The organism is Amycolatopsis sp. M39, from assembly GCF_001651785.1.
GTDB classification, from domain to species: domain Bacteria; phylum Actinomycetota; class Actinomycetes; order Mycobacteriales; family Pseudonocardiaceae; genus Amycolatopsis; species Amycolatopsis rubida.
Map to the genome: position 1 here is coordinate 35,398 of NZ_LWSF01000015.1, position 26,110 is coordinate 61,507.

Annotated in this window: 21 protein-coding genes and 2 pseudogenes; 12 read left to right on the forward strand and 11 right to left on the reverse strand. The window is 70.1% G+C overall.

The genetic code is table 11. The annotated features are described in order from the left end of the window. Nucleotides 1–133: 133 nt before the first annotated feature. On the reverse strand, nucleotides 134–589 hold the full coding sequence (locus A4R44_RS27245; RefSeq protein WP_067586683.1) for a MarR family winged helix-turn-helix transcriptional regulator: 456 nt from the start codon (nucleotides 587–589) through the stop codon (nucleotides 134–136). A gap of 154 nt (nucleotides 590–743) precedes the next feature. Beyond that, nucleotides 744–1,354: pseudogene (locus A4R44_RS27250) on the reverse strand (LysE/ArgO family amino acid transporter). Nucleotides 1,355–1,394: 40 nt separating this feature from the next. Between A4R44_RS27250 and A4R44_RS27255 the strand changes: the two are divergent. Then, nucleotides 1,395–2,266: pseudogene (locus tag A4R44_RS27255) on the forward strand (LysR family transcriptional regulator ArgP). A 22-nt stretch (nucleotides 2,267–2,288) separates the two neighbouring features. On the opposite strand, the gene A4R44_RS27260 reads toward A4R44_RS27255, so the two are convergent. Continuing rightward, nucleotides 2,289–4,361: an AMP-binding protein gene (locus A4R44_RS27260; protein ID WP_067586694.1), complete on the reverse strand. Its 2,073-nt coding sequence runs from the start codon at nucleotides 4,359–4,361 to the stop codon at nucleotides 2,289–2,291. A 199-nt stretch (nucleotides 4,362–4,560) separates the two neighbouring features. Here A4R44_RS27260 and A4R44_RS27265 point away from each other — a divergent pair, with 199 nt between their 5' ends. From A4R44_RS27265 to glgC, 4 genes are all read left to right on the forward strand, one after another. Beyond that, nucleotides 4,561–5,055, forward strand: coding sequence for a universal stress protein (locus A4R44_RS27265; protein ID WP_067586697.1), 495 nt, complete (start codon nucleotides 4,561–4,563; stop codon nucleotides 5,053–5,055). A 94-nt stretch (nucleotides 5,056–5,149) separates the two neighbouring features. Beyond that, nucleotides 5,150–5,938 (forward strand): putative protein N(5)-glutamine methyltransferase, encoded by a 789-nt coding sequence (locus tag A4R44_RS27270; RefSeq protein WP_067586700.1) that lies wholly within the window; start codon nucleotides 5,150–5,152, stop codon nucleotides 5,936–5,938. Between the two features lie 66 nt (nucleotides 5,939–6,004). Beyond that, nucleotides 6,005–7,162, forward strand: coding sequence for a glycogen synthase (glgA, locus tag A4R44_RS27275; protein ID WP_067586703.1), 1,158 nt, complete (start codon nucleotides 6,005–6,007; stop codon nucleotides 7,160–7,162). Beyond that, nucleotides 7,159–8,376, forward strand: coding sequence for a glucose-1-phosphate adenylyltransferase (gene glgC, locus A4R44_RS27280; protein WP_067586706.1), 1,218 nt, complete (start codon nucleotides 7,159–7,161; stop codon nucleotides 8,374–8,376). The genes glgA and glgC overlap by 4 nt, the downstream gene beginning before the upstream one ends. Nucleotides 8,377–8,458: 82 nt before the next feature. Here the strand turns inward: glgC and A4R44_RS27285 are convergent, their stop codons facing one another. Beyond that, nucleotides 8,459–9,658, reverse strand: coding sequence for a nucleotide disphospho-sugar-binding domain-containing protein (locus A4R44_RS27285; RefSeq protein ID WP_198545455.1), 1,200 nt, complete (start codon nucleotides 9,656–9,658; stop codon nucleotides 8,459–8,461). 343 nt (nucleotides 9,659–10,001) lie between these two features. Here A4R44_RS27285 and A4R44_RS46245 point away from each other — a divergent pair, with 343 nt between their 5' ends. The 3 genes from A4R44_RS46245 (at nucleotide 10,002) to A4R44_RS27300 (ending at nucleotide 12,231) form a co-directional block, all read left to right on the forward strand. Continuing rightward, nucleotides 10,002–10,505: a GDSL-type esterase/lipase family protein gene (locus A4R44_RS46245; protein ID WP_232791808.1), complete on the forward strand. Its 504-nt coding sequence runs from the start codon at nucleotides 10,002–10,004 to the stop codon at nucleotides 10,503–10,505. Nucleotides 10,506–10,676: 171 nt separating this feature from the next. Then, nucleotides 10,677–11,402, forward strand: coding sequence for a GntR family transcriptional regulator (locus A4R44_RS27295; RefSeq protein ID WP_067586712.1), 726 nt, complete (start codon nucleotides 10,677–10,679; stop codon nucleotides 11,400–11,402). A 103-nt stretch (nucleotides 11,403–11,505) separates the two neighbouring features. Continuing rightward, nucleotides 11,506–12,231 (forward strand): sulfite exporter TauE/SafE family protein, encoded by a 726-nt coding sequence (locus A4R44_RS27300; protein ID WP_232791797.1) that lies wholly within the window; start codon nucleotides 11,506–11,508, stop codon nucleotides 12,229–12,231. Between the two features lie 35 nt (nucleotides 12,232–12,266). Here the strand turns inward: A4R44_RS27300 and A4R44_RS27305 are convergent, their stop codons facing one another. From A4R44_RS27305 to A4R44_RS27335, 7 genes are all read right to left on the reverse strand, one after another. Then, nucleotides 12,267–14,096 carry a sialidase family protein gene (locus A4R44_RS27305; RefSeq protein WP_067586718.1) on the reverse strand — a complete coding sequence of 610 codons (1,830 nt, stop codon included), beginning with the start codon at nucleotides 14,094–14,096 and terminating at the stop codon, nucleotides 12,267–12,269. Beyond that, nucleotides 14,093–16,099, reverse strand: a complete 2,007-nt coding sequence (locus tag A4R44_RS27310) for a beta-galactosidase (protein ID WP_067586721.1) — start codon at nucleotides 16,097–16,099, stop codon at nucleotides 14,093–14,095. The genes A4R44_RS27305 and A4R44_RS27310 overlap by 4 nt, the downstream gene beginning before the upstream one ends. Beyond that, nucleotides 16,099–17,028, reverse strand: coding sequence for a dihydrodipicolinate synthase family protein (locus A4R44_RS27315; RefSeq protein ID WP_067586724.1), 930 nt, complete (start codon nucleotides 17,026–17,028; stop codon nucleotides 16,099–16,101). The genes A4R44_RS27310 and A4R44_RS27315 overlap by 1 nt, the downstream gene beginning before the upstream one ends. Further along, nucleotides 17,025–17,984 (reverse strand): ABC transporter ATP-binding protein, encoded by a 960-nt coding sequence (locus A4R44_RS27320; RefSeq protein WP_067586727.1) that lies wholly within the window; start codon nucleotides 17,982–17,984, stop codon nucleotides 17,025–17,027. Before A4R44_RS27320 ends, A4R44_RS27315 begins: the two co-directional genes overlap by 4 nt. A gap of 82 nt (nucleotides 17,985–18,066) precedes the next feature. Further along, entirely contained in the window at nucleotides 18,067–20,028 is a 1,962-nt protein-coding gene (locus tag A4R44_RS27325; protein WP_067586729.1) for a dipeptide/oligopeptide/nickel ABC transporter permease/ATP-binding protein, read from the reverse strand. Beyond that, the gene (locus A4R44_RS27330; protein WP_067586732.1) at nucleotides 20,028–20,987 is read right to left on the reverse strand and encodes an ABC transporter permease; all 960 of its coding nucleotides are present in this window, start codon (nucleotides 20,985–20,987) and stop codon (nucleotides 20,028–20,030) included. The genes A4R44_RS27325 and A4R44_RS27330 overlap by 1 nt, the downstream gene beginning before the upstream one ends. Before the next feature lie 16 nt (nucleotides 20,988–21,003). Continuing rightward, nucleotides 21,004–22,611, reverse strand: a complete 1,608-nt coding sequence (locus A4R44_RS27335; RefSeq protein ID WP_067586736.1) for an ABC transporter substrate-binding protein — start codon at nucleotides 22,609–22,611, stop codon at nucleotides 21,004–21,006. 214 nt (nucleotides 22,612–22,825) lie between these two features. Here A4R44_RS27335 and A4R44_RS27340 point away from each other — a divergent pair, with 214 nt between their 5' ends. From A4R44_RS27340 to A4R44_RS27355, 4 genes are all read left to right on the forward strand, one after another. Further along, a complete protein-coding gene (locus A4R44_RS27340; protein ID WP_067586739.1) occupies nucleotides 22,826–23,557 on the forward strand; it encodes a FadR/GntR family transcriptional regulator in 732 nt (243 codons plus the stop codon). A gap of 19 nt (nucleotides 23,558–23,576) precedes the next feature. Further along, complete coding sequence (locus tag A4R44_RS27345) at nucleotides 23,577–24,116, forward strand: GNAT family N-acetyltransferase (protein WP_067586742.1); 540 nt, start codon at nucleotides 23,577–23,579, stop codon at nucleotides 24,114–24,116. Between the two features lie 92 nt (nucleotides 24,117–24,208). Next, nucleotides 24,209–24,940 (forward strand): sugar phosphate isomerase/epimerase, encoded by a 732-nt coding sequence (locus A4R44_RS27350; RefSeq protein WP_067586745.1) that lies wholly within the window; start codon nucleotides 24,209–24,211, stop codon nucleotides 24,938–24,940. Next, entirely contained in the window at nucleotides 24,937–26,025 is a 1,089-nt protein-coding gene (locus A4R44_RS27355) for a Gfo/Idh/MocA family protein (RefSeq protein ID WP_067586747.1), read from the forward strand. Before A4R44_RS27350 ends, A4R44_RS27355 begins: the two co-directional genes overlap by 4 nt. Nucleotides 26,026–26,110: the final 85 nt, after the last annotated feature.

The following is a 26,110-nucleotide window of genomic DNA, read 5'->3' on the forward strand; positions in this document are numbered from 1 at the left end:
GGTGGCGCCGAAGGAATGCCGTACTCCGGTGCAGCGGACTGCCGGTTCGCTCATACCGCCTCCTTGAGGAGTTTCACGCTGGATGCCTGGGAGGCGACGGCCGGAATGGCGATGATTCGCTTGCGGGCCGCGCTCATGCCGGGTCCTCCTTGAGCACTTCGGTGAGCCGTTCGAGGGCGGGCAGCGCGGCGACGATCGCCGAAGTGTCCTCATCGGACAGCTGGGCGAGCGCGGCGGAAACCAGCCCGGTGCGGGTGCGCCGCCAGGCCGCCATCCGGTCCCTGGCCGCGTCGGTGAGCTGCAGCCGCGCGGCCCGGCGGTCGGCCGGATCGACCTCGCGCCGCAGCAGGCCTGCCTCGGTGAGCACGTTCACGAGCGTGCTGACCGAGTTCCCGGCCAGGCTGAGTTCCCTGGCCGCCGCCGCGACGCCGATGCCCGGGTTCCGGTGCACGACGCGCAGCAGTTCCACCTGCGAGCCCGGCAGGTGCGGTCCGGGCAGTGCGGCCCGCACTCGCCGGCGCACGACGCGGCGCACGCCCAGCACCGCGGCGAGAACGCGTTCGGCGAGGTCGATCCGGGGTGCGGGCATGTCTCGAAGTTAGCTCTGATACAGAGTCATTAGCAACACTAAATGTCTTGTTCGCCGGGAGCCTGCTGATTTACTGGTTCGGCCACAAGCAGGCCGGCCCTGAAGCGGTACGTAACCGTTGCAGCGAAGTCATCAGGCCGTGGCTGTGGTCGGATCAGCAACGATCGGCGCAGTATCCCCGCTGGAGGAGCAGCGCGACGCCGAGCGCGATCACGCCGTCCAGGACCCGCCAGGCCGTGGGCCGCGTGAACACGCCGGACAGCCTCCGCGCGCCGAGCCCGAGCGTGCTGAACGAGACCGCGCTCGCGACCACCGCGCCGATGCCGAACAGCCAGCGGCCGTCGCCGTGTCCGGCCGCGACGGAGCCGAGGAGGAGGACGGTGTCGAGATAGACGTGCGGGTTGAGCCAGGTGAGCGCGAGGACAGGTCTGCGGGGGAGACGGTCAGCGCGCCCGGCCGGAAGGCACGGCGCGCGGCGAGGATCCCGTATCCCACAAGGAAAAGCCCGCCGACGATCGCGATGGCCTTGCTCGCCGGCGGCCACCGCTGCGGCACCGCTCCGATCCCGCTCACCCCGGCGGCGATGAGGACCGCGTCGGACAGCGTGCGGACGAGGATCACCGGCACGACGAGACCGCCGCGCAATCCTTGGCGGAGCACGAAAGCGTTCTGCGCGCCGATGGCGACGACGAGGGACATGCCGGTGCCGAACCCGGCGCTGAGTGCTGCGATCACCCCGCCGACGGTAGAAGCGGGCGTCCGCATTATTCCAGGTAAAGATTCTGAACTAAGATAAGCGTTGGTGATGTCCGATCTTCCGCTCGACCAGGTCCGCACTCTGCTCGCGGTGGTGGACGAGCAGTCGTTCGACCGGGCCGCCGCGGTCCTGCACGTGACGCCGCCCGCGGTGAGCCAGCGGGTGAAGGCGCTGGAGCAGCGGATCGGCCGGGTGCTCGTGCTGCGGTCGAAACCCGTGCGGCTCACCGAATCCGGCGAGGTGCTGGTGCGGTTCGCGCGGCAGCTGACCCGGCTCGAATCCGACACCCGCGCGGAACTGGGCCTCGGCGGACCCGCCCGGACGGCGACAGTGCCGATCGCGGTCAACGCGGACTCGCTGGCCACCTGGTTCCTGCCCGCGCTCGAAGAGGTCCCGGCCGAACCGCCGGTCTCGTTCGACCTGCGCAGCGACGACCAGGACCACACGGCCGCCCTGCTGCGCGAAGGACTGGTGATGGCCGCGATCACCGCGACGCCGCAGCCGGTGCAGGGCTGCACCGTCAGCCGCCTCGGCACGATGCGGCACCGGGCGGTGGCGTCGGCGGAATTCGTGCGCCGCTGGCTGGACGGCGGCTCGCTCGCGGAGCGGCTGCCCGCCGCGCCGGTGGTGGTGTTCGACCGGAAAGACGATGTGCAGGACCAGTTCCTGCGCCGCCGGACCCGGCGCAAGCTGCCGAGCCGGGTCCGGCACTACATCCCGGCGTCGGTGTCCTTCGCGGACGCGGTGGAAGCCGGGCTGGGCTGGGGGATGGTGCCGGAGGGCGGGACCTGGTGGATCTCGCGCCGGAGCGGGCGGTGGACGTGGCGTTGTACTGGCAGCAGTGGAAACTGGACTCGCCGTCGCTGGCCGCGGTGGCGGAGGCGGTGGGACGGGCGGCCGGGCGTGCGCTGGGGCGGTGACCGGCGGATCGGCGGCGGTGGGCTATCCCTGTGCGATCGGCCAAAGGTCGTCGTTGAGAAGCCGCTTCACGATCTTTCCGGTGGCATTCCGCGGAAGTTCCGGCACGAAGTACACATCGCGCGGCACGGCGAACCGCGCGAGCCGCTGGTGGATGTAGTGCCGGATGTCCTCGGCGTGCATGCGGGCGCCGCGGCGGAGCACGACGTACGCGGCGAGGCGCTGGCCGAACTCGTCGTCCGGGACGCCGACCACGGCCGCGTCCGAGACGCCCGGCAGCGCGGCCAGCGCTTCCTCGACCGGACGCGGGAACACGTTCTCGCCGCCGGACACGATCATCTCGTCGGCCCGGCCGGTGACGAACAGCCGTCCGGACGCGTCCTGGTAGCCGACGTCGCCGGTGGCCATCAGGTCGTGGGCGCGGGGGACGCTGGAACCGTTGGTGTAGCCGTCGAACAGCATGTCGTTGCCGACGAAGATCTGGCCTTCGTCGCCGGGCGGGACCGGGCGGCGCTCGTCGTCCAGGATCGCGACCTGGGTGCCGGGCGGGCAGCGGCCCGCGGACGTCGGGGCGGCGCGCAGGTCGGCCGGGTCGGCGATGCTCGCCCAGGACACCTCGGTGGAGCCGTAGAAGTTGTAGAGGACGTCGCCGAAGGTGTCCATGAACGACGTCACGAACGCGCCCGGCATCGCCGACCCGCTGCTCGCCACGATCCGCAGCGACGACAGGTCGTACCGGTTGCGCACGCGTTCGGGCAGGTCGAGGATCCGCTGCAGCATGATCGGGACCGCGAACAGCGCGTCGCAGCGGTGCTCGGCGATCGTGCGCAGCATCTGCTCCGCGTCGAAGCGGCGGATCAGCGACAGCTCCGCCCGCAGCGCCATGCCGAGCTGCATCGCGGCCAGCCCCCAGCTGTGGAACAGCGGGGCGGCCACGGCGATCTTGTCCCTGGCCCGCAACGGGATCCGTGACAGAACGGTCGCCGACGTGCTCACGCCCTTCGGCGTCGGACGGCGCGCGCCCTTCGGGGCCCCGGTGGTGCCGGAGGTCAGCACGACGATCCGGCCCTCGCGTTCGCTCGGCTTCGGCCGGGCCGCCGGAGCGTCCTGGAGCAGTTCGTCGAGCGTGCGGTAGCCCTGTTCGGCGTCGTCCCAGGTGCTCACGCGCGGGAATTCGCCGGGCACCGACGCGACGATCGGCGCGAACTCGTCGTCGGCCAGCACCGCGGCGGGCGGGTGCTGCGTGAGCACTTCCTCGACGGCGGCGGGGGAGAGCCCGGTGTTGAGCAGGACGACGTCGGCGCCGAGCTTGCTGCAGCCGACGAACGCCTCGATCATCGCCGCGTGGTTGCGGCACATCAGCGCGACCCGCGAACCGGCCGCCACGTCGAGCGCGGCCAGCGCGTTGGCCAGCCGGTTGCTGCGCTCGTCGATCTCGCCGAACGTGCGCGTGTTGCGCTCGTCGTGCACCGCGACGTCGTCGGCCCCGCGCGCGGTCGCGGCGAGGTATCCGCCGGCCAGGGTCGCGCCCCAGCGGGCCAGGGAACTGAGCTGCTTGAGCATCTTGTCCGGCCGTCCGGCGGCCAGCACCCCCGCGCGGACCAGCGTGTTCGCCGTGCGCAGGGCCGTGGCAGGCTCCTGCTCCGGCGGGTCGCCCGGCAGTCCGGACAGCTGCTGCCCGATCCGCTTCGCCAGCTGTTTGAGCAGGCCTTTCGCCGCGCCGCGGGCGAGCAGGCCGGAGTGTTCCGGCGGCAGCGAGGGGAGCATCATCCGCAGCACGATCTCGGTGCCGCCGCGCGGGACCGGCCGCAGTTCGACCGACACCCAGGTCCGCTCGTCCGGCAGCCCGCACCAGACGACGTGCTCGCCCGGGCGGTACACCGCCGCGTGAACGGTGCCCTCGACCATGGTCTCCCGGTCCGGGGCCAGCCGGATCAGGCAGTGCGGCCCGCGCCCTCGTTCGGCCGGCACGGTGACCTCGCACCAGCTGATCGCCGCGACGAACCTCGGGTACAGCTCGGGACTGCCGACGATCTGCCACACCTGTTCGGGCGAGTGCCCGACCACCGCACTCGCCTCGACTACATCGTCTCGCATCGCGATCCGCCTCGTCGCCGCACGCGTGTGGGCTCCCCGGTCCTTCCCGGACGCGTGTTCAGGTTGCCGGGACGCTACCAGCCGGAGCGGGCCCGGGGTACTCCGAACGGCGGACCGTCCAACTGGATGGGAAGTTTCTTCCCGGGGTTCCCGCGCCGGTGACGCACGCGACCCGGCGGGTCCCGGCGTCCCGGACATAATGGGCCGGGTGGAGCAACTGGTCGAGGAATACGGACCCAGCTGGGACCCGGGCCCGTACGAACGGGGCACCGACGGACCGCGCGTGATCCTGGTCGGCGCGGACACTTCGCCGACCGGGCTGCGGGCGACGGCCTACGGCGGCGGCCTCGCCCGGCGGCAGCGCGCGCGGCTGGTCGTGGTGTACGTGGCCGCGCCGACGGTGTGGACCGGCCTCGCCGCGGCCGCGGTCGTCGACGTGCAGCAGCAGACCTTCGAGGAGGAGATCGAGCAGCTGCGCGCGGAACTGCGCGAGCGGGCGGCCGATGTGCAGGTGCCGGTCACGTTCGTGGTCCGCCGCGGCGAAACCTTCCCCGAACTGCGCCAGGCCGCGCAGGAGGCGAACGCGGACATGGTCGTGGTCGGCGCCTCCGAACAGGGCGGGCACCGGCTCGTCGGCTCGGTCGGCAACCGGCTGGTGCGCGCCGCGACCTGGCCGGTCGTCGTGGTGCCGTAAGCACTCACGACACCGGCGGCGATGGGGGCAGGCGTGCTGGCGTGGGGCGGGTCTGGGCAGGCCCTGGTGAGTGTTCATACCGGTGAGAACCGGCATGAACACTCACCAGGCTCGGCAGGGTGGAGGCGCAGTGGATGTCGTGGAGGTCGTCGCGCGGTTGCGGGGCGCCGGATGCGTGTTCGCCGAGGACGAGGCCCGGCTTCTGCTGGGCCAGCCGGGCGATCTGGCCGGGATGGTCGAGCGGCGGGTCGCCGGGGAACCGCTGGAGTACATCCTCGGCTGGGCGGAGTTCGCCGGCCGCCGGTTCGTGGTCGCGCCGGGCGTCTTCGTGCCCCGGCACCGCACGGAACTGCTCGTGCGGCTGGCCGTCGGGTTCGCGCACGCGCGGTCAGTGGTGCTCGATCTGTGCTGCGGCTCCGGTGCGCTGGGCGCAACGGTCGCGGCCGAGGTGCCCGGGATCGAACTGCACGCGGCGGACGTCGAGCCCGCCGCGGTCGATTGCGCGCGGCAGAACGTGCCTGGTGAGGTATACCAAGGCGATCTCTACGTCCCGCTTCCGCAGCGGTTGCGCGGCCGGGTGGATGTGCTGATCGCGAACGTCCCGTACGTTCCGACCGACGACGTCGCGCTGATGCCGCCCGAGGCACGCGATCACGAACCCCGCGTCGCGCTCGACGGGGGAGCTGACGGACTCGACGTGCTCCGTCGCGTTGCCGCCGAGGCTCCGGCGTGGCTGGCACCTGGCGGGCACGTGCTTTTCGAGGCCAGCGAACGTCAAGCCGCCGCCGCCACGGCCGAACTGCGCCGGGCAGGGCTGGTCGTGTCGGTCGAAGAAGATGACGAACTCGGCGCGACAGTCGTGGCAGGGCGGCGCGAACACTGAGCGGCGAACCGGATTCGCCCGCTTTCCGTACTGCGTGGTTCCGGTCGGGACGTCTAGGGTCAACGCATGAAGGTCGGCCTGCTCACCCGGGAGTACCCGCCGGACGTGTACGGGGGAGCGGGGGTGCACGTCGAGTTCCTCGCCCGGGAACTGCGGTCGCTGGTCGAGCTGGACGTGCACTGCTGGGGCCCTGACCGCCCGGACGGCGCGCACGGGCACCGCGACGCGCACGGGTACGCCCAGCCCGCGTTCGCCACCATGGACATCGCGGTCTCGATGGCCGACGCGCTCGCCGGGCACGATCTCGCGCACAGCCATACCTGGTACGCGAACCTCGGCGGCCATCTCGCGAAGCTCGCGCACGGCATCCCGCACGTCATCACCGCGCATTCGCTCGAACCGCTGCGGCCGTGGAAGGCCGAGCAACTCGGCGGCGGCTACCGCGTGTCGTCGTGGATCGAGCGCGACGCGTACGAGGCGGCGGACGCGATCATCGCGGTCAGCTCCGGCATGCGGCGCGATGTCCTCGCCGCGTACCCGAACGTCGACCCGGCGCGGGTGCACGTGGTGCGCAACGGCATCGACACCGAGCTCTACCAGCCCGATCCGGGCACCGATGTGCTGGAGAAACACGGCATCGACCCGAACCGGCCGTACGCGTTGTTCGTCGGGCGGATCACCCGGCAGAAAGGCGTGCCGCATCTCGTGCGCGCCGGGGCCGCTCTGGACGAAGACGTGCAGCTGATCCTGTGCGCGGGCGGAGCGGACACGCCGGAGCTGGACGCGGAGTTCCGCGGGCTTGTCGCGGAACTGCAGGGGAAACGGTCCGGGGTGCACTGGATCCCGGAGATGCTGCCGCGCACCGAAGTCGTCCAGTTGCTGACGCACGCGCTGGTGTTCGTGTGCCCGTCGGTGTACGAGCCGCTCGGCATCGTGAACCTGGAGGCGATGGCGTGCGGCACCGCGGTGGTGGCCAGCGACGTCGGCGGCATCCCGGAGGTGGTCGCGGACGGCGAGACCGGCGTGCTGGTGCATTACGACGAGAACGAGCCCGGCGCTTTCGAGGCCGGGCTCGCGCGCGGGATCAACGACCTGGCCGCGGATCGCGACCGCGCCACCCGGCTGGGCCTCGCCGGACGGGACCGCGCGGTGGGAGAGTTCGGCTGGACAGCGATCGCCGCCGCGACGGTCGGGGTTTACCAGGCGTGCGGGAGGGTTTCGTGATCGACGGATCCGATGTGCTGGGGATCGTCCTCGCCGGCGGCGAGGGCAAACGGCTGATGCCGCTGACCACCGACCGCGCGAAACCCGCGGTCCCCTTCGGCGGCGTGCACCGGCTGATCGACTTCGTGCTCTCCAACCTGGTGCACGGCGGGATCCGCCGGATCTGCGTGCTGACGCAGTACAAATCGCATTCGCTGGACCGGCATATTTCGACCACCTGGCGGCTGTCGTCGCTGACCGGCGAGTACGTCACGCCGGTGCCCGCCCAGCAGCGGCTGGGCCCGCGCTGGTTCCAGGGCAGCGCGGACGCGATCCACCAGAGCCTCAACCTCGTGCACGACGAATCGCCCGCGTACATCGCGGTGTTCGGCGCGGACAACATCTACCGGATGGACCCGCGCCAGATGATCGACGCGCACATCGCGTCCGGCGCGGGCGTGACGGTCGCCGGAATCCGCGTGCCGCGCGCGGAGGCCCGTTCGTTCGGCGTGATCAGCACCGAGGACGGCACCAAGATCGACGCCTTCCTGGAGAAACCCGAGGACCCGCCCGGCTTGCCGGACTCGCCGGACGAATCGTATGTGTCGATGGGCAATTACGTCTTCACGACGCAGGTGATGCTCGACGCGCTGCACGCGGACGCCAAGAACCCGGCGTCCAAACACGACATGGGCCGCGACATCATCCCGGCGCTGGTGGAAAAATCCGAGGCGGCGGTCTACGACTTCAACGGCAATGTGGTGCCGGGCGAAACGGGCCGGGACCACGGCTACTGGCGCGACGTCGGAACGATCGACAGCTATTACGACGCGCACACCGACCTGATCTCGACGCAGCCGATTTTCAACCTGTACAACCGGAAATGGCCGATCCTGGCCCACCCCGGCCAACGCGCGGCGGCGAAGTTCGTGGAAGGCGGCACCGCGACCCAGTCGATCGTCAGCAACGGCTGCATCATCTCCGGCGCGCAGGTGGTGGATTCAGTGCTGTCGCCGGACGTGTTCGTGGAGAACGGCGCTGTCGTGCAGGGTTCGGTGCTGCTGGACGGGGCCCGGGTCGGGCGTGGCGCGGTGGTGCGGCGCGCGATCCTGGACAAGAACGTCGTTGTCCCGCCTGGTGCGCATATCGGGGTCGATCTGGCCAGGGACCGCGGCCACTACCACGTGAGCGACTCCGGGATTGTCGTGCTGGGCAAGGGCGAGACGGCTATCTAGCGTGCCGCGGCCGGAAGGCCGTGCGGGGAACCCTGAAGGAATCTGATTCCCTCAGGGTTCCCGTCACGACCCTGCGCGTACTTCAGCGAAGGGCCGCGACCGCACGCGCGATGACGTCGGCCGGGCTGGGCTGCCCGCTCATCTCCGCCCGGACCTCCGCGGCCGCAAGCCGGAACGACTCATCCTCAAGCACCTGCGAAACCAGCTTCCGCACCGTGGACACATCCACCGCGGCCGGATCGTGGCTCACCCCGACGCCGCGGTCGACGACCCGCTCAGCCGACATCGGATTGTCCGCGAAACTGGGCAAAACCACCTGCGGAACTCCGTAGAACAGCGGCGCGGCAGTAGTCCCGGACCCGCCGTGATGAACAATCGCCGAACAGCCGGGAAGAAACACCGACAACGGCAAGTACCCCACCGACCGGACATTCCCGGGAAGCTCGCCCAGTTCGCTCACATCAGCAGTGCCTGCCGCGAGAACGACTTCGACGTCCATCCCGCCGAGCGCGTCCAGCACGACCTTCAAGCTGCTGACCCCGGTCATCGCCGGGACCACCGTGCCCAGCGTGACCGCCACCCGGGGCCGTTCCGGCTTCCGCAGCGCCCACTCCGGCAGCACCGCTCCGCCGTTGTAAGGCACGAACCGCATCGGCCACCAAGGCGCGCCGTCGCGTTCGTCGGCGTGCTCCTCGTCCGCACGCAGCCCGCCCATGCTCGGCGCCCGCGGGTCGATCCGGGCGATGACCTTCGGCGGCGCGTCGCCGAGGCCGAGCTTCTCGCGCATCAGCGCGACGAGCTCGCCGCTCAGGAAGTCGTCGTGCTCGGTGCGCCACGAGAGGTCTCTGGCCGACCACGAGATCCGGTTGCCGACCTCGAGCGCGGGCGCCCCCAGCGCGACCGCGGCGAGCGCGCCGGCGCCGTGGTCGGACGGGTAGACGACCAGATCCGCGCCGAACGCCCGGCCCGCCTCGATCGTGCCCGCGGTCATGGCGGCGGTGAAGAGCCCGAACGGGCCCCGGTGCTGCCGCGCGATCCGGTATTCCTCGGGTTCGCCCGCGTCCGGGGCGGAGCCGTTCTTGACGGTCGCCAGCAGGTCGGTCCAGAGGTCGCGGCCGGGGAAGACGTCGGCGACCGGCAGGCCGGCGCGCGCGGTCACCTCGGCGATCTCGGCGGTGGTGGCCAGCAGGACCTCGTGGCCGGCGGCACGGGCGGCCCAGACGACCGGGATCAGCGGAAGGGCGAGCCCGTGCCCGGGCGCGGAGGCGAACAGGATCTTCACCTCTTCGAGACTGCCAGAACCGTGACGCTCCCCGCATCCAGGTTTCTGTTCGGGCACACCGGTAACGCGTGGGGCGGTCGCGGCGACACCTCCGCAGATCATCCTCCCGGAAAGGCCCGGTCCCCCCGCGAAAAGCCCGTGTCGCGGCATTGCTGATCCTGGTCGGCTTCGGCTCGCGGTGTCCCCCGCCGTGGCCGCGGACGCCGGTCAGACCAGCACCTGATGCACCAAAAAGGAGCAGGTCGCGATCCTCGGCACGTCGGCCGACACCGGCTACGGCCGCCACGGGCTACCAGTCCGCCACCGACACCTACGCGCCGACCACGTACGGCTGGACCACAAAATCGCCAACGACCTCCACGCCGAGTGGAACACCACCACGAAGAACTACGCGCACAACGGCGCGATGGCCGCCGACTACCTCCCCGGCGGCCGCTGGCCCGACACGGCCGGCGCGCTCGCCGACCTCACGCAGCGCCAGCCCGACCTGGTGCTCATCGACCTCGGCGGCAACGAGCTGATCTCGCAGACCGACCCGGCGGTGTTCAAGGCGAACCTCGGCAAGGTCATCGACACCGTCCGCGCCGCGCGGCCCGGGGTCGACATCCTGCTGCCGATCTACGCCGAGCTGAAGTGGACGCCCAATCCGTGGGCGGCCAGACGCAGAAGTACTTCTGGTCGCAGTACGCCACGTCGATTTACCAGACGGCGGTCGCCAAGGGGCTCGGCGAATCTGCCGAACCCGAGCCCCTGGCTGGCCGGCAACGTGCACCTGAACGACGCGGGCAACCTCGCCGAGTACGGGATGTGGTGGGGCTGGACGTCGAGCCTGGGGAGCATCTGCTGAGCGCTGCGGCGGCCGGAGGCTGACGCGAGGGAGCGGTTCGGCGGCCGATCGCCGGTTCGCGGTGGCGGAACGCGCCGCCGGGTCTCCTGTTGCCGCTGCTCACGGCGTTTCCGCAGGTCAATATGGGTGGCGTAACCTCGGCGTAATCAAAATCCAGGTAGCGTCGCCGAGGTGGTGACTACGCAGCGGAGGGCGGAACGGGCCCGGCAGGTGGCCGACGGCCTGCGGCAGCGGATCGTCGCGGGCGAGGTCGGCGACCTGCTGCCGGGCGAGCGGGCGCTGGGCGAGTGGTTCGGCGCGTCGCGGAACGTCGTGCGGGAAGCGCTCGGCTTGCTGCGGGACGAAGGGCTCGTCGAACGCAGACAAGGCGTCGGGACGCTTGTCGTCCGCCCGAAATACGGGCACGGGCTCGATCGGCTGACCGGGCTGGCGGAGGCGCTCGAAGGACACGGCGAGGTCGTGAACGAGGTGCGCGCCGCCGAGACGGTCGCCGCGCCGCCGTCGGTGGCCGAGCGCCTCGGCCTGGCGGCCGGGGAGGAGGTCGTGCACCTGGAGCGCGTCCGCCGGCTGGGCGGGGCGCCGTTGTCGCTGGACTCGACCTATCTGGTGGCGGATCTGGGGATTGCGTTGCTGGGGAAGGACCTGGCGCACCGGGACCTGTTCGCGTTGCTGGAGGAGACGAACGGCATCCGGCTGGGGCGGGCGGAGGTCGAGGTGCACGCGGTGTCCGCCGGGCCGGATACGGCTGCGCTGCTGGACATCGCGCCGGGGACCGCGGTTTTCGCGCTGGACCGGTTGACCCGGCTGCCGGACGGGCGCCCGGTCGACGCGGAGTGGCTGCACATCCGCGCGGACCGGCTCACGCTGCGGGCGACCTTGCAGCGCGGCGCGGCGTGATCCGGCGAGCCTCGTGCGTGTTCATCCCGGTTCTGACCGGGATGAACACGCACGAAGTCCGGGCGGAACGCAGGCCAGGGAACGACTTCCGGAGGTGCCCAAGGTGATCGTCGCGCTCATCGTCACCGGCCTGCTGGCCGGGATCGGCATCACCGCCGTCGGACCTGGCGGAGTGCTCGCGACCGTCGGGCTGTTCGTCTTCACCTCGCTCACCCCGGCGCAGGTGGCGGGCACGGCGATCGTCACGCACGTGGCCACCGGGATTCTCGGCAGCGCCGCTTTTGTCCATTCCGGACAGTTGCGCGAACCCGAAACCCGGCGGGTGGCGGGAGTTCTCGCCGCGGCCGCGACCGTCGGGACTCCGCTGGGCGTGCTGCTGAACTCCTGGGTGTCGGCGAAGGCGTTCGGGATCGTGCTCGGCGGGTTCGCGCTGGTCGTGGCGGTGTTCGTCGGGTTGAAGGGGCGGGAGCGGGCGGTCGGGCTGCCGATCGCGGGGGCGATCGGGGCGGGCGTCGCGGTGGTCGCGGGACTGGTCGGGGTCGGCGGGCCGATGCTGGCGGTGCCGTTGCTGGTCGTCGCCGGGATGCCGGTGCTCGGGGCGCTCGCCGCCGCGCAGGCGCAGTCGGTGGTGATCGCCAGCGTCGGGACGCTCGGGTACGTCCTGCACGGCGCGGTCGACTGGCGGCTGGCGGCGATTGTCGGGATCCCGGAGCTGGCGGGGGTGTTGATCGGCTGGCGGATCGCGCACGCGTTGCCGGCCAAGACGCTCAAAGCCGCCCTCATCGCGGTGCTGGTCGGGATCGCGCCGTATCTCGCGTTGCACGGCTGAAGCCGGGTGGCGGCCACCCGGCTTCAGCCGGTGCGCTACCGGTCGAAGGGAAGCGCCATAACCGCGCCCGGGACCGGTTTCCCGGCGCGGACCGCAGTCAGTTCCGCAGTGGACAGTGCCCGCCGGAACAGGCGGCTGTCGTCCAGTGTGCCGGACAGGTGCTGCGCGCCGTCCAGACGTTCGCCCAGCCACAGCTGGAACGAGACGGTCTGGGTGACCGAACCGGGCGAGTCCGGGCCGGAGGCGGCCACCGCGCCGTCGACCAGGATGCGGAGCTGGCCGCCCGACCGCTGAAGCGCCACGTGGTGCCACCGCTGATCGTCGTACGCCGACTGCGTGGTGACCGACTTGCTTCCGGCCGCGGTGGTCATCATCGCGATCAGACGATGCGACGCGGGTTCGGCGCGGAGCCACAGCTGCGGCGCGGTCGAGCCCATGCCGCCCAGCCACAGGAGAGGCTGCGGGTCTTTCACCGCGCCGTAGCTGACCCAGGTGGAGAAGGTGAAGTCGGCTGAGCCCACTAGTTGCGCAGGCGAGTACGGGACGCGGACGAAGCCGTTCTTCAGCTGGACCGCCTTGCCGAACTTGCCAGGAACCACACTGGCGTCGCCGAGGACGCGAGCCGGCCGTCCACTCGCGACGTCCGGAGTGGACACTCCCGGCGAACGCTTCCAGCCGAGGTAGTTCTCGTCGAAGCGGGCGAAGCGGATCTCGTCTCGGGCGTCCACCGCGCCGCCCTCGTACATCAGGCCGATCTTCGCGTTCCTGTCCTGTGGGCCGCTGAGCTGGACCAGGTCGGAGTAGCCCGACCAGTCCGTCGTGACCCGCGTGCCCTGGTCGGCGTTTTCCCAGGTGCGACCGTCGTCATAGGACGAACGGATGGTCATCCAGCGCCGCCGGTCGGTGTCGGCGGGAGAGGCGAACAGGATCCGCTTGCCGCCGGGACGGTCCAGGCGCAGCAGCGAACCTTGCACCATCGGCGTCACGAGGTCGGGGATCGTGGTGAAGCGCTGGGAGAACGTTTCGCCGCCGTCCCGGCTCAACGCGTAGTCGCGGTTGCCGATGTCGGTGCCGCTCTGTTCGCGGCCCCCGGCGTAAATCGTGCCGTCCGGCAGTTCCACGACACTGACTTCCGAGGGCTTTTGCGTGAAGGTGCCGCCCACCGGATGCGGGTAGTTGTCGACAGCGCCGACGTGCCAGGAGGAACCGCCGTCGTCGCTGTAGACGAGACCGGCGTAGTTTTCGACGGAATTGGCGCCGTCACTGCGTTCGGCGTTCACTCCGAAGACGAGCCGGCCCGCGTGCCTGCCGTGCTGGAGCTGGATGCCGTGCACCGGACCCGAGGCGTACCAGGAATCCCACGCGGGCAGCTTCGCCTGCGCGCTGATGTCGACCGGCGTGGACCAGGTGCGGCCGTCGTCGGTGCTGTACTGCGAGTGCGGCGTGCGCGGGCACGGCACGTCGCAGCCCTTGTCGTCGGTGCGGCCCTTGTTGTACGTGGTGATCAGGACGATCCGGCCGGTCTTGGCGTCCACAATGGGCACTGGGTTGCCGTGGGTGTCCCCGCCGCCGCGGTTGACCACCTGCAGCGGCGACCAGGTGGTTCCGCCGTCGGCGGACCGTTTCAGCACCAGGTCGATGTCGCCGGTGTCGCCGCAGTTGTCCTTGCGGCCCTCGGCGAAGGCCAGCAGCGTGCCGTGTGTGCTGCGGACGATCGCCGGGATCCGGAAACACGCGTAGCCGGTTTCCTGATGCGGGGTGAAGAGCGCTTCCTGCTCGAATCGCGGGGCGGCCTGCACCGAACCGGCGGGAGCGAGGAAAGCCAGCAGCACGAACGCCAGCACCACGCGAAGGGCGGTTCTCATCTGGTCTCCGTTCCGAACTGTCCGGAAAGGACGGCCACGCCGTGCGCGGCCAGTTCCACTTCGGACGAGGGCTGGGTGGGCTCGGCGAGCAAATCGGTACCCGGTGAAGGCAGGGAAACCGTGACGGCTTCGGCGTTGTGGTTGAGCAGGAACAGATAGTCGTCGGAACCGTGCCGCACGATTGCCTGGACGCCGTCCGGCAACCCGGGCAGCACCGGCGAAACTCCGGCCTCGGCGGTGATCCGGTCGAAGAGCGTGCGCATGACCCCCGCGTCCGGCCGGGTGCCCAGGTACCACGCCACGCCCGAGCCGAACTCGTGCCGCGTGAGCGCGGGGCGACCGGCTAGCGGGCCTTCGGCGAAAGCGGCGACGACGTCCGCGCCTTCGGTTTCGATCCATTCGGACCAGATCGTGGCGCTGACGGTCGCGCCGTCGAGGTCGAGCGTCGTGGAACCGCCCTCGGGCAGCGGCCAGAATTCGTCGACGCGCAGGCCGAGAACGTCCCGCAGGGGCGCGGGATAACCGCCGGTGTACACCCGGTCGTTCTCGTCGGCGATGCCGGAGAAGAACGACACCGCCAGATGCCCGCCGCCCTCCACATAGGAGCGTAGATTGGCCGCGACCGCACTGTCCACCAGGTACAGATTGGGCGCCACGACGAGCCGGTAGCCGGACAGGTCGCGCGACGGGTGCACGACGTCGCAGGTGACGTTCGCGTCGAAGAGCGGCGCGTAGTGCGCGAGGTGCGCGTCGAGCTGGCTGAGGTCGTCCGAGGGATGCGAGTTCAGCTCCAGCGCCCACCAGCTGTTCCAGTCGTGCAGCACCGCGACGTCGGCCTTCACCCGGCTGTCCGCCAGCTGCGGCAGCGACGCCAGCTCCTGGCCCAGGTCGCGCACCTCGCGGAACGTACGGGTGTCCGGACCGCCGTGCGGCACCATCGCGGAGTGGAACTTCTCGGCCCCGCCCGGAGTTTGCCGCCACTGGAAGAACAGCACCGCGTCCGCGCCGCGGGCGACCGCCTGCCAGCTGCCCAGCCGCATCGTTCCCGGCGGCTTCGGGCTGTTGCGGGTGCGCCAGTTCACCGCGCTCGGCGCCTGCTCCAGCAGCAGCCACGGCTGACCGTCCTTGGCGGACCGGACCAGGTCGTAGGCGAAAGCCGCTTCCAGGTGCCCGCGCGGATCGTAGGGGTCGGGGTAGGAGTCGAGGCTCACGATGTCCTCGTGCGGCGCCCACTTGTTCCAGTCGAGCGACTTCTGCACCAGGCCGACGAAGTTCGTGGTCACCGGGACGTCCGGCGTGATCCGGGCCAGCACCTCGCGCTCGTTGAGGTAGCAGCGCAGCGAAGCGTCGGAGGAGAACCGGTGGTAGTCCAGCTGATGCGCCGGGTTCGGGAAGGTCGGCGCGACGCGCGGCGGCTGGATCTCGTCGAACTCGGAGTACCGCTGCGACCAGAAAGTCGTGCTCCAGGCCTCGTTCAACGCCTCGATGCCGCCGTAGCGCTCGGTGAGCCAGCGTCGGAAGTCCATTGCGGACTCATCGCAATAGCAGGCGCGGATGTGGCAGCCGAACTCATTGCCGATGTGCCACATTTCCAGCGCCGGATGCCCGGCGTACCGGGTGGCGACCTGTTCGACCAGCCGGGCGGCGTGCTCACGGAACACCGGGCTGGACGGGCAGAACTGCTGCCGCGCACCGGCGGACAGCCGGGTTCCGTCCGCGCGCACCGGCAGGATTTCCGGATACCGGTGCGAAAGCCACGGCGGCGGCGAAGCCGTCATGGTGGCGAGGCAGGCCCGGACGCCGCCGGCGGCGAGATTGTCCAGCACCGTGTCGAACCAGCCGAAATCGAATTCGCCCGGCCGCGGTTCCACCTGCGCCCAGGAGAAAATCCCGGCCGTCACCATCGAAACCGAAGCCTCGGCCATCAGTTTCACATCTTCCGCCCACACCTCGGGCGACCAATGCTCGGGGTTGTAGTCCCCGCCGTAGTACAGCCGATCCATCAGAGGAGACCCGCTTCCGCTAGCTTTCCCTTGATCCGCAGCAGTTCGTCGTCGTTGAGGGGGAGTTGCGGCGGTGCCATCACCGCGTTGTCGATGAATCCGCGCATCTTCATCGACGCCTTGAACGCGCCGAGCGCGGCCGAACCGCGGCCCATCCGGTTCGGCGGGGCCACGTCGGTAATGCTGAACAGGGTCAGCAGCCGTTCCTGCTCGCGCCGCGCGGCCTGCGGATTGCCGCCGCGGAAGTGGTCGTAGATCAGCACGTAGCCGACCGGGTCGACGTTTCCGAGCCCGGGCACCGCGCCGTCCGCGCCCTGCGCGAGCGCGACGTCCACGAGCAGTTCGGAGCCGGTGAACACGGCGAAGCGCTCCAGTCCGCGTTCGCGCCGTTGCTGCAGCACCGTCCGGAACCCGGCCTCGTCGCCGCTGGAATCCTTGAGCCCGGCCAGAACGCCGTCCGCGGCCAGGTCCAGCACCAGTTCGCGGTCGAGCTTCGTGTGCACGGCCACCGGGATGTCGTAGGCGAAGATCGGCAGCGACGTCCGCTCGTGCAGGAGCCGGAAGTGCCGGTCGATCTCCGCGACGTGCGTGCGCGTGTAGTACGGCGCGGTCACCACGATGGCGTCCGCGCCGGCCGCTTCGGCGGTCTTCACGTGCTCCGCGACGCGCAGGGTCGTCATGTCGATACAGCCGGCGAGCACCGGAACCCGCCCGGCGACCTGGTCGACCGCGGTTTCGACGGTGCTCCGGCGCTGGTCGTCGGGCAGGAAGGCGACCTCGCTGGACGATCCGAGCACGAAGATCCCGTGCACGCCGGCGTCGAGCTGGAATTCGATGTGCCGCCGCAGCGACGCGGTGTCCACGGTGAAATCGTCGTGGAACGGCGTGCACAGCGGCGGGATGATGCCGGCGAACCTGGGCGCAGTCATGAGGCAGTCACTCCGATTTCTGGGTGGATGCAGCGGTAGGTGTGCTCGTCCGGCCCGGACTGCGGTGGCAAGGCGAGGGAGCACTCATCGGTGGCTTTCGGGCAGCGGGTGTGGAACGGGCAGCCGGGCGGCGGCGCGGTCGCCGACGGCACGGGTCCGCCGAGGACGATCGGTTCCACGGGATGCAGCAGGCTCGGCGTCGCCGAGAACAGCGCGCGGGTGTACGGATGACGCGCGTGGTGCGGCAGTTCGGCGGCCGGGGCCTGTTCGACGATCCGGCCGAGGTACATCGTCACGATGCGGTCGCTCATCCGGCGTACGGTCTGGATGTCGTGCGACACGAACACCATCGCCAGTTCGAGCTGCTCGCGCAGTTCCAGCAACAGGTTCAGGATCTGCGCGCGCACCGAAACGTCCAAAGCGGACGTCGGCTCGTCGGCCACCAGCAACGCCGGCCGCAGAGCGAGCGCGCGGGCGATCGCCACGCGCTGCCGCTGTCCGCCCGACAGTTGCGACGGCAGCGCGTCGGCCACACTGGACGGCAGCCCGACGAGGTTCATCAGCTCCCGGACCCGTTCGGCGCGCTCCTCGGCCGTGCCGATCTGGTGCACGTCGAGCGGGTCGCGCAGGATCTTCGCCACCGGCAGCCGCCGGTTCAGCGCGGTCGAGGGGTCCTGGAAGATCATGCCGACGGTTCGGCCCAGTTCGGCCGGACGCAGCGCGGACAGGGGCCGGCCCGCGTAGCGCACCATGCCGGAGGTGGGCTTCTGGAGCCCGACCAGCACTTTGGCCAAAGTGGACTTCCCGCAGCCCGATTCCCCTACTACGCCGACGGTTTCGCCTTTCGCGATGGCGATGGTCGCGTCGGTGAGCGCGTAAACGCGGTCGTGGCCGAACAGACCGGACCCGCGGATCCTGTGCACCACATGCACACCGTCGACTTCGACGAGGCTCATGCCGAGACCTCCTTGAGCAGCTGCGCGCTGATCGATCGGGAGATGCCGGTGAGGATAGTCATGATTCGCTGGCAAGCTGCGCTCATGCCTGCGCTCCTTCCACGACGGCCGCGACTGGCCGCTCCGCGGGGTAGTGGCAAGCCACGAGATGTCCGTCGCCCGACGGCTCAGGCGCGACCTCGAAGCAGTGCCCGCGAGCGGCGGGACAGCGGTTCGCGAACCGGCAGCCGGGCGGGAAGTCCGCCGGTGCGGGCACGATGCCCTTGATCTGGGTGAGCGTCGCTTCGTTCTCCTCCAACGACAGCACCGCGCTGAGCAGGCCACGCGTGTAGTGGTGCTGCGGCGCGCCGACGACGGCCGCGGTCGCGCCGGTCTCGGCGACCTGCCCGCCGTACATCACCACCACCCGGTCGGCGATGTCGGATACCAGCGCGAGGTCGTGCGACACCAGCACCAGCGCGAAGCCCAGTTCCTCCTGCAACCGCAGCAAAAGCGCCATGATCTGCGCTTGCACGGTCACGTCGAGCGCCGTTGTCGGCTCGTCGGCCACGATCAGCTTCGGGCTGCGGGACAATGCCATCGCGATCAGGACGCGTTGCCGTTGCCCGCCGGAGAGCTCGTGCGGATACGCCCGCAGCGTCCGGCCCGGATCGAGGTTGACCAGTTCCAGCAGCTCTTCCGGCGTGCGCGTGCCGCCGCGCCGGGTGAACTGCTTGAGCTGCGCGCGGATCGTCATCGCCGGGTTCAGCGAGCTGAGCGCGTCCTGGTACACCATCGCCAGGTCGTGCCCGAGGTGCCGGCGGCGGACGTTCGGCTTCAGGGTGAGCAGGTCTTCGCCGGCGAACCGGATCTCGCCGCTGAGCCGCGCGGTGTCCGGTTGCAGGCCCATGATCGACAGCGCGGTCAGCGATTTCCCGCAGCCCGATTCGCCGATCAGTCCCAGCACCTCGCCCGAACGGACCGAAAAGGACACTCCGTCGACGACGTTCACGCCGTTGTGCCGGTCCGGGAACGAGATCGCGAGATTCTCCACCGCCAGCACGGTTTCCCGGCCGGACAGCTCCCTCGCCTTCGCTGCCAGCCGTTGCCCGGCTTCGCGCAGGCCTCGCAGCGGCAGCACCGGAGCGGTGGTCTCCGGGGCCAGCTCGATGTGCTGTGCCGCTTCGGCCGCCTTCGCGGTGCGAGCCGACGGCGCGGCCCAAGCGTCGGAGATCCCCTCGGAGAGGACGTTCAACGCCAGCACCGTGGCCAGGATCAGCAGGCCGGGGAACAGCGTCGCCCACCAGCCGCCGGTCAGCACGAGGTCCTTGCCGTCCGACAGCACCGAACCCCACGACGGGTCGGGCGGCTGGATCCCCGCGCCGATGAACGACAGCGACGCCTCGAACACGATCGCGTCCGCCACCGTCACCGTGCAGTACACGAGGATCGGCGCGGCGCAGTTGACCGCGACGTGCCGGGCGAGGATGAACAGCCGTTTCGCGCCGATCACCCGCTCGGCCGCGACGTAGTCCTCGCCGTACTGCGCGAGCACGTTCGCCCGCACCACCCGCGCCACCGGAGCCATGTTGAGGAAGCCGATGGCGAGGATCAGCACGAGAATGCCGCGGCCGAACACCGCCACCAGCACCGCGGCGAGCGCGATGCCGGGGAAGGCCATCAGGATGTCGAGGACCCGCATGACCAGCCCGTCGGCCCGGCGGCCGGACGTCGCCGCGAACGACCCGACGACGACGCCCGCGACCAGCGCCAGCAGCGTCGCGCCGAGGCCGATCGCGAGCGACCAGCGGGTGCCCGCGACGAGCCGGGAGAAGATGTCGCGGCCGGACTGGTCGGTGCCGAACCAGTGCGCCGCGCTGGGCCCGCCGGTGTCGGTGCTGAGCAGGTCCGGATTGTGCGTGGCCACGACGGTGCCGAGGACCGCGACGAGCCCGAGCACGGTCAGCCCGCCCAGGGCGAGCCAGGAGGACAGGGGAAGCCGCCGGAACCGGACGCCGGGCCGGGAGAGCCGGGCGGTCAGGTCGGGGCGGAGGACCGGGCGCATCACGAGCGGCTCCGCAACCGGGGGTTGGCGACGAGGTAGAGCACGTCGACGATCAGGTTCACGAGCACGAACCCGGCCGCGATGGTGAGCACGAAGCCCTGCACCTTGGCGGTGTCGCCGTCCTGCACGGCCTGGATCATGTTCTGGCCCATGCCGGGCAGGGCGAACATCGTCTCGATCACCACCGCGCCGCCGAGCAGGTAGCCGACGCGCAGGCCGAGCACGGTCAGCGGGTTCACCAGTGCGTTGCGCAGCACGTTCCGCCCGACCACCACGACCGGCGGCAGCCCGCCGCCGCGTGCGGTGCGGACGTAGTCCTTGTCGAGTTCCTCGACCATGGAGGTGCGGATCACCCGGGTCAGCTGTGCGGCGACCGGCGCGGCCAGTGCGATCGCGGGCAGCGTCAGCGAGTTCAGCCAGCCGGAGAACGAATCCGCCGGGCTGACGTAGCCGCTGGTGGGGAACAGGCCCTTGCCCACTGCCAGCCACTGCACCAGCAGCAGCGCGATCCAGAACGCCGGGGCGGCGACTCCGGCGAGCGTCACGAACCGGATCAGGTGGTCCGGCCAGCGGCCGCGGAACAACGCCGAGGTCACGCCGAGCACAACCGAGACGACGAGCGCGAGCACCAGGCCCAGCAGGGTCAGCTGCACGGTGAGCGGGAGCGCGGTGGCGATGGTCTGGCCCACCGGCTCCTTGGTGATCACGCTCGTGCCGAAGTCGCCTTGCAGCAGATGCCACACGAAGCGCGCGTACTGCAGCGGCAACGGGTCGAGCAGGCCGTTCTGCTCGCGGAACCGCTGGAGCTGATCAGCGGTGGCGTTGGCTCCGTTGAACGCGGCCATCGCCGGGTCGACCGGCGAGAACCGCATCACGATGAACACGAACAGGATCACGCCGAGCAGCAGCGGGATCAGGGCGAGGATGCGGCCGGCCAGCATCCGCACGACGACTGTCACTTCGCGGGTCTCCTTCTCAGACCGGTTTGGCCTGGTTGAGGCAGATGCCCGGGTAGCCCTGGGCACGCACGCCGCTGATCGCCTTCGGGTCCCACGCGGTGCCCATCTGGGTGAAGACGATCGGGTAGATCACCGCCTGCTCGGAAATCTGGTCGAGCAACTGCTTGTACAGCCCGTCGCGCTCGGTCTCGTCGGTTTCCGCGGCGGCCTTGTCCTGCAACGCCAGCAACGCGTCGGTGTCGTCGCCGGTCCAGCGCGCGTACTTCGTCATGAGCACCGATTGCGCGTCGTAGTAGTAACGGATGAGCAGATCCGGGTCGTTGCCGAACTGCAATGGGTTGTTCGTGGTGGCCACGACCTGGAAGTCGTCGCCGTTGTCCAGTTTGGAGAACAGCGCCTTGGTGTCCTGGGAGTCCAAGGTGGTCTGCACGCCGATCGCGTCCCAGCCTTCCTTGATCACCTTGACGCAGTCGAGAACCAGTGAGGTGTTCGTTGTGGACAGCGAGATCTTGAGGCCGCTGACGCCCGCTTCGGCGAGCAGTTGCCTCGCCTTTTCCGGGTTGTGCTCGAAGCTCTGCGACGCGGGCTGCGAACCGGGCAGCTTGGGGTTGATGAACGACGTGCCCGCGGTGCCGGTGCCGCGCAAGCCGATCTCGATCATCTTCTTCTTGTCGATCGCGTAGTGCAGCGCTTGGCGGATCCGCTTGTCGGCGAACGGCGAGTGCTTGGTGTTGAAAAGCAGGAAAAGGTTGTTGCCGCCGTCGGCGAATTCGACTGTGCGGCCCGCCTTGCGCAGCTGCTCGGCGTTGGCGGGCGGGATGTTCTCCGCGATCTGCGCGTCCGGCTTGGCCCCGGAGATCGCCGCGACCCGCGGCGCGGAATCCACAATGGACTTCCAGAGCATCTTGTCGTACGCGGCCGGGCGCGGGCCGTGGTAACCGGCGAACTTCTCGAACGAGGTGTGCGACAGCGGGGCCTGCTCGGTGACCTTGTACGGCCCGGAGCCGACGACCTTGCCCGCGGCGGCGGCCTTCCAGTTGTTCTCGAACACGTGCTTGGGCACGATCTTGCAGATCTGGATCCGCTGCAGCGCGTACGGGAACGCGAACTTCAGGCCGAACTCAACTGTCTTCGCGTCGACCTTGGTGACCGACGCCAGCCACTGCGAGAAGAAGCTGTGGATGAGCACGTTCTCTTTCGGGTCGAGGACGCGGGCGTAGGTGAACACGACGTCGTCGGCGGTCACCGGCTTTCCGTCGTGCCACTTCGCGCCGTCGCGCAGCTCGAAGCGCAGCTTGGTGCTCTTGAGATCGGCAGGCAGCGCCTTGGCCAGTCCGGGGAACGGCTCCCGGGTGACCGGATCGCCCTCGACGAGCGATTCGTAGCTGTGCAGGATGGCCGCCATCGCGAACGCCGACGCGGTCTGCAGCGGGTCCCAGGTCTGGTTGTTGCCGTACCCGATCACCGCGGTGACGGAACCGGACGAACTGCCGGTCTTGTTGGTCGACGCGGGACCGCCGCACGCGGCGAGCGTCGACGAAACCGTTGCGGCAGCACCGGCGAGCCCGGCGTAGCGCAGCAGCGCGCGCCGGTTGAACGAAGTCCCCATGGCGGTTCGGGACATGGCGTCTCCTGACTTGATGCGGTGTTCCACCCAGAAAGCATCGAGAAGTAGGACGTGGGACGTCCTATGACTTGCCGGAACCCTAAGTCCCGTTCTCGCGCCGGTCAAGAGGCTTGTCCCCACCCGCGCGGGTGCAGCGGGGCAGGCCGGTCATGACGTAGGATGTCCTCCGATGGCGACGTGCCAGTGCAAGAAAGACATCCGGGAGACACGTGTGGCGCGCCCGCAACGCAGCGAAGAGATCACCAAGCAGATCATCGACCTGATCGTCGACCGGCAGCTGCCGACCGGCGCGCCGATGCCGACCGAACTGAGCCTCGCCGAGGACCTCGGGGTCAGCCGGAATTCGATCCGGGAGGCGGTCAAGGCGCTGCAGGCGCTCGGCATCGTCGAGGTCCGGCACGGGTACGGCACGTTCGTCGGCTCGGCGGGGTCGGAGGCGCTGCAGACGTGGCTGCTCTTCCGCACGCGCAGCCGCGGCAGCACCGACGCCGGACGGCTGCGCGACCTGCTCGAGGTCCGCGAGATGATCGAAACGGAGCTGACCAGCCGGGTCGCGCGCGACCACCGGCCGGAGCTGATCGGGCAGCTGCAGGCGTGCGTGGCGCGGATGCGCCGCAAGGGACCGGACGCGGCGGTGGCCGACCGCGAATTCCACGACCTCATCTGCGCCGAGGCGGGTTTCGGCCTGGCGCGCGAGCTGACCGGTTTGTTCTGGGACGTCTACCGGGCAGCGGAAGGCGAAATGGGCGGGCCGGTTTCGTCCGCTCCGGCCACTGCGAAACGGCACCAGGCGATCGTGGACGCGCTCGTGAGCGGCGACGCGGAAGCGGCCGCGCACGCGGTGCACCGGCATTTCGACGAGGTGCGCAAGCGCGCGAAAGCCGGTCGCTACGGCGGCTTCGGGGAGGCGCGGCCCGCGATTCCCGGTTCGGCCGCCAGCTGAGTGTGGCTAGTCTGGACAGGTGAGGACCCCGGAGATCGCCTTCCTGCCGCCGTCCGCCGCCGAGGACGCCGCGCTGGTGGCCCTGCTGACCGATCTGGTGAACACCGTCTACGCGAAGGCCGAGGCGGGATTGTGGGCCGGTCCGGCCGATCGGACCAACGCCGGGGAGATGGCCGGGCTGGTTCGCGCGGGGGAGATCGCGGTCGCCCGGATCGACGAGGCCGTGGTGGGCTCGGTCCGGATCCAGCGGCTGGCCGAGGATCTCGGGGAGTTCGGCCTGCTCGCCGCTTCGCCGCAGGTGCGCGGCGCGGGGATCGGGCGGGAGCTGGTCCGGTTCGCGGAGAGGCACTGCCGGGGGCAGGGGTGCACGCGGATGCAGCTTGAGCTGCTGGTGCCGCGGGGGTGGACGCATCCGGCCAAGGAGTTCCTCGCGCAGTGGTACAGCCGGCTGGGATACCGGGTGGTGGAGACGTCGATGATCGACGGGCCGCATCCGGAGCTGGCGCCGCTGCTGGCTGCCCCGTGCGATTTTCTGATCTGGCACAAGGATCTCGGCTGATCTTGGCCGGGATGTCCGTCCGGTTGTGTCCTGGTGCCAATTCTGACCAGGTGGTAGGAATTGGCGAAAGCCCTCTACCGCTGGGAGTTGGCATGGGTGGACCTTCGGTGCAGCTGTACTCGGTGCGCGACGCGTTCGCGGCTGATCCGGACGGGACGTTGCGGCGGTTGGCGGCGATCGGGTTCAGCCGGGTGGAGCCGTACGGGGTGGTGGAGAACGTCGAGGCTCTCCGGGCGGGGCTGGCCGCGCACGGGTTGAGCGCGCCGACCGCGCATGCCGCGTTGGTCGGGAAGGACCAGCAGGCGGTGTTCGCGGCGGCTCGGGAACTGGGGATCGGGATCGTGATCGAGCCGTTGGTTCCGGCCGCGCGGTGGGGGAGTCCGGCGGATATTTCGGATACTGCGTCCGCGCTCAATGCCGCGGCTGAGGTTGCTGCGGGATATGGGATTCGGGTGGGGTACCACAACCATTGGTGGGAGCTGGAAACGCGGATCGGCGGGCGCAGCGCGTTGGAGGCCCTCGCGGATCGGCTCGCTCCGGAGATCGTGCTGGAGATCGACGCCTACTGGGCCACGGCGGGCGGCGAGGACGCGCCCGCGTTGCTGCGCCGGCTGGGGGATCGGGTGTGCGCGATCCATGTGAAGGACGGGTCGCTGGCGATCGACGCTTCTGGGCAGGTGCCCGCGGGGCAGGGGCGAGTGCCGCTGGGGGACGTGCTGGCTGCGGCTCCGGGGGCGTTGCGGGTGGTGGAGTTCGATCGGCACGAGGATGTTTTCGGGGGTATTGCGGAGAGTTTCGCTTATCTCGCCGGGGTGGGGGAGTGACTGTCGGGGTCGGGGTCGTCGGGGCTGGATTCATCAGCGATGCCTATTTGCAGAATTTGACCGCGTTTCCGGATCTCCGGGTCGTGGGGGTGGCTGATCTCGATCTGGACCGGGCTCGGGGGCAGGCGGCGAAATACGGGGTTTCCTGGAGCGGGTCGATGGCGGATCTGCTTGCGTCGCCGGAGGTTGAGATCGTCGTGAATCTGACTGTGCCCGCGGTGCATGTCGAGGTCAGTCTCGCGGCGGTCGAGGCGGGCAAGCACGTGTGGACGGAGAAGCCGATCGGGCTGGATCGGCAGACGGTGCGGAAGCTTCTCGGCCGGGCGCGGGAGAAAGGGGTGCGGGTGGCTGGGGCGCCGGATACCCTGCTCGGCGCCGGGCATCAGACCGCGCTTCGTGCGCTTGGCCGGATCGGGGCTCCTGTTGCGGCGTTGGCGTTGTTTCAGACGCCTGGGCCGGAGAGCTGGCATCCTGCGCCGGAGTTTCTGTTCCAGGCCGGGGGCGGGCCGTTGCTGGATATCGGGCCGTATTACCTGACGCAGCTGGTTCAGGTGTTCGGGGCCGTGCGAAAGGTGACCGGGGTCGGCGGGAAGGGGCGGGAGACTCGGGTGATCGGGTCCGGGCCTCGGGCTGGGACTGAGTTTCCGGTGACAGTGCCTACTACGGTGAGTGCGTTGATCGAGTTTGCGCGCGGGGGCAGTGCGCAGGTTTTGCTGACGTTTGATTCTGCGCTGCGGCGTACCGGGGTTGTCGAGGTTTCCGGTTCGCTGGGGACTGCGGTTTTGCCGGATCCCAATGGGTTTGGCGGGTCGACGGTGGTGCATCTTGCCGGGGGTGCGTCGCCGGAAGAGGTGACCGCGGTGGGGCATTCGGGTTCCCGCGGCACCGGGGTTCTCGATCTGGCCCGGTCGGTTCGGGGCGGGGGGATCGAGCGGGCTTCGGGGGAGATGGGTTATCACGTGCTGGACGTGATGGTGGCGGTTGAGGAGTCCATGGCAGGTGGGGTGGGGGTGGAGGTGAGCAGCCGGGTGGAGCCGGGGGAGCCGTTGCCCGTTGAGTGGGATCCGTTTGTGCGGACGTTGTGAGGGGTGGCTCGTCGCCTGGCGGCGACATTGCCTTTGGGGCTGGGGTGGGGCACCCCGAAGGTTGATTGTGCTGACGGTTCGGGGG

Bases quoted from the DNA above. Each gene is read 5' to 3' on its own strand.
- A4R44_RS27245 (WP_067586683.1), bottom strand. From the start codon at position 589: ATGCCCGCACCCCGGATCGACCTCGCCGAACGCGTTCTCGCCGCGGTG.
- A4R44_RS27260 (WP_067586694.1), bottom strand. From the start codon at position 4,361: ATGCGAGACGATGTAGTCGAGGCGAGTGCGGTGGTCGGGCACTCGCCC.
- A4R44_RS27265 (WP_067586697.1), top strand. From the start codon at position 4,561: ATGGGCCGGGTGGAGCAACTGGTCGAGGAATACGGACCCAGCTGGGAC.
- A4R44_RS27270 (WP_067586700.1), top strand. From the start codon at position 5,150: ATGAACACTCACCAGGCTCGGCAGGGTGGAGGCGCAGTGGATGTCGTG.
- glgA (WP_067586703.1), top strand. From the start codon at position 6,005: ATGAAGGTCGGCCTGCTCACCCGGGAGTACCCGCCGGACGTGTACGGG.
- A4R44_RS27305 (WP_067586718.1), bottom strand. From the start codon at position 14,096: ATGAGAACCGCCCTTCGCGTGGTGCTGGCGTTCGTGCTGCTGGCTTTC.
- A4R44_RS27310 (WP_067586721.1), bottom strand. From the start codon at position 16,099: ATGGATCGGCTGTACTACGGCGGGGACTACAACCCCGAGCATTGGTCG.
- A4R44_RS27315 (WP_067586724.1), bottom strand. From the start codon at position 17,028: ATGACTGCGCCCAGGTTCGCCGGCATCATCCCGCCGCTGTGCACGCCG.
- A4R44_RS27320 (WP_067586727.1), bottom strand. From the start codon at position 17,984: ATGAGCCTCGTCGAAGTCGACGGTGTGCATGTGGTGCACAGGATCCGC.
- A4R44_RS27325 (WP_067586729.1), bottom strand. From the start codon at position 20,028: ATGCGCCCGGTCCTCCGCCCCGACCTGACCGCCCGGCTCTCCCGGCCC.
- A4R44_RS27335 (WP_067586736.1), bottom strand. From the start codon at position 22,611: ATGTCCCGAACCGCCATGGGGACTTCGTTCAACCGGCGCGCGCTGCTG.
- A4R44_RS27350 (WP_067586745.1), top strand. From the start codon at position 24,209: ATGGGTGGACCTTCGGTGCAGCTGTACTCGGTGCGCGACGCGTTCGCG.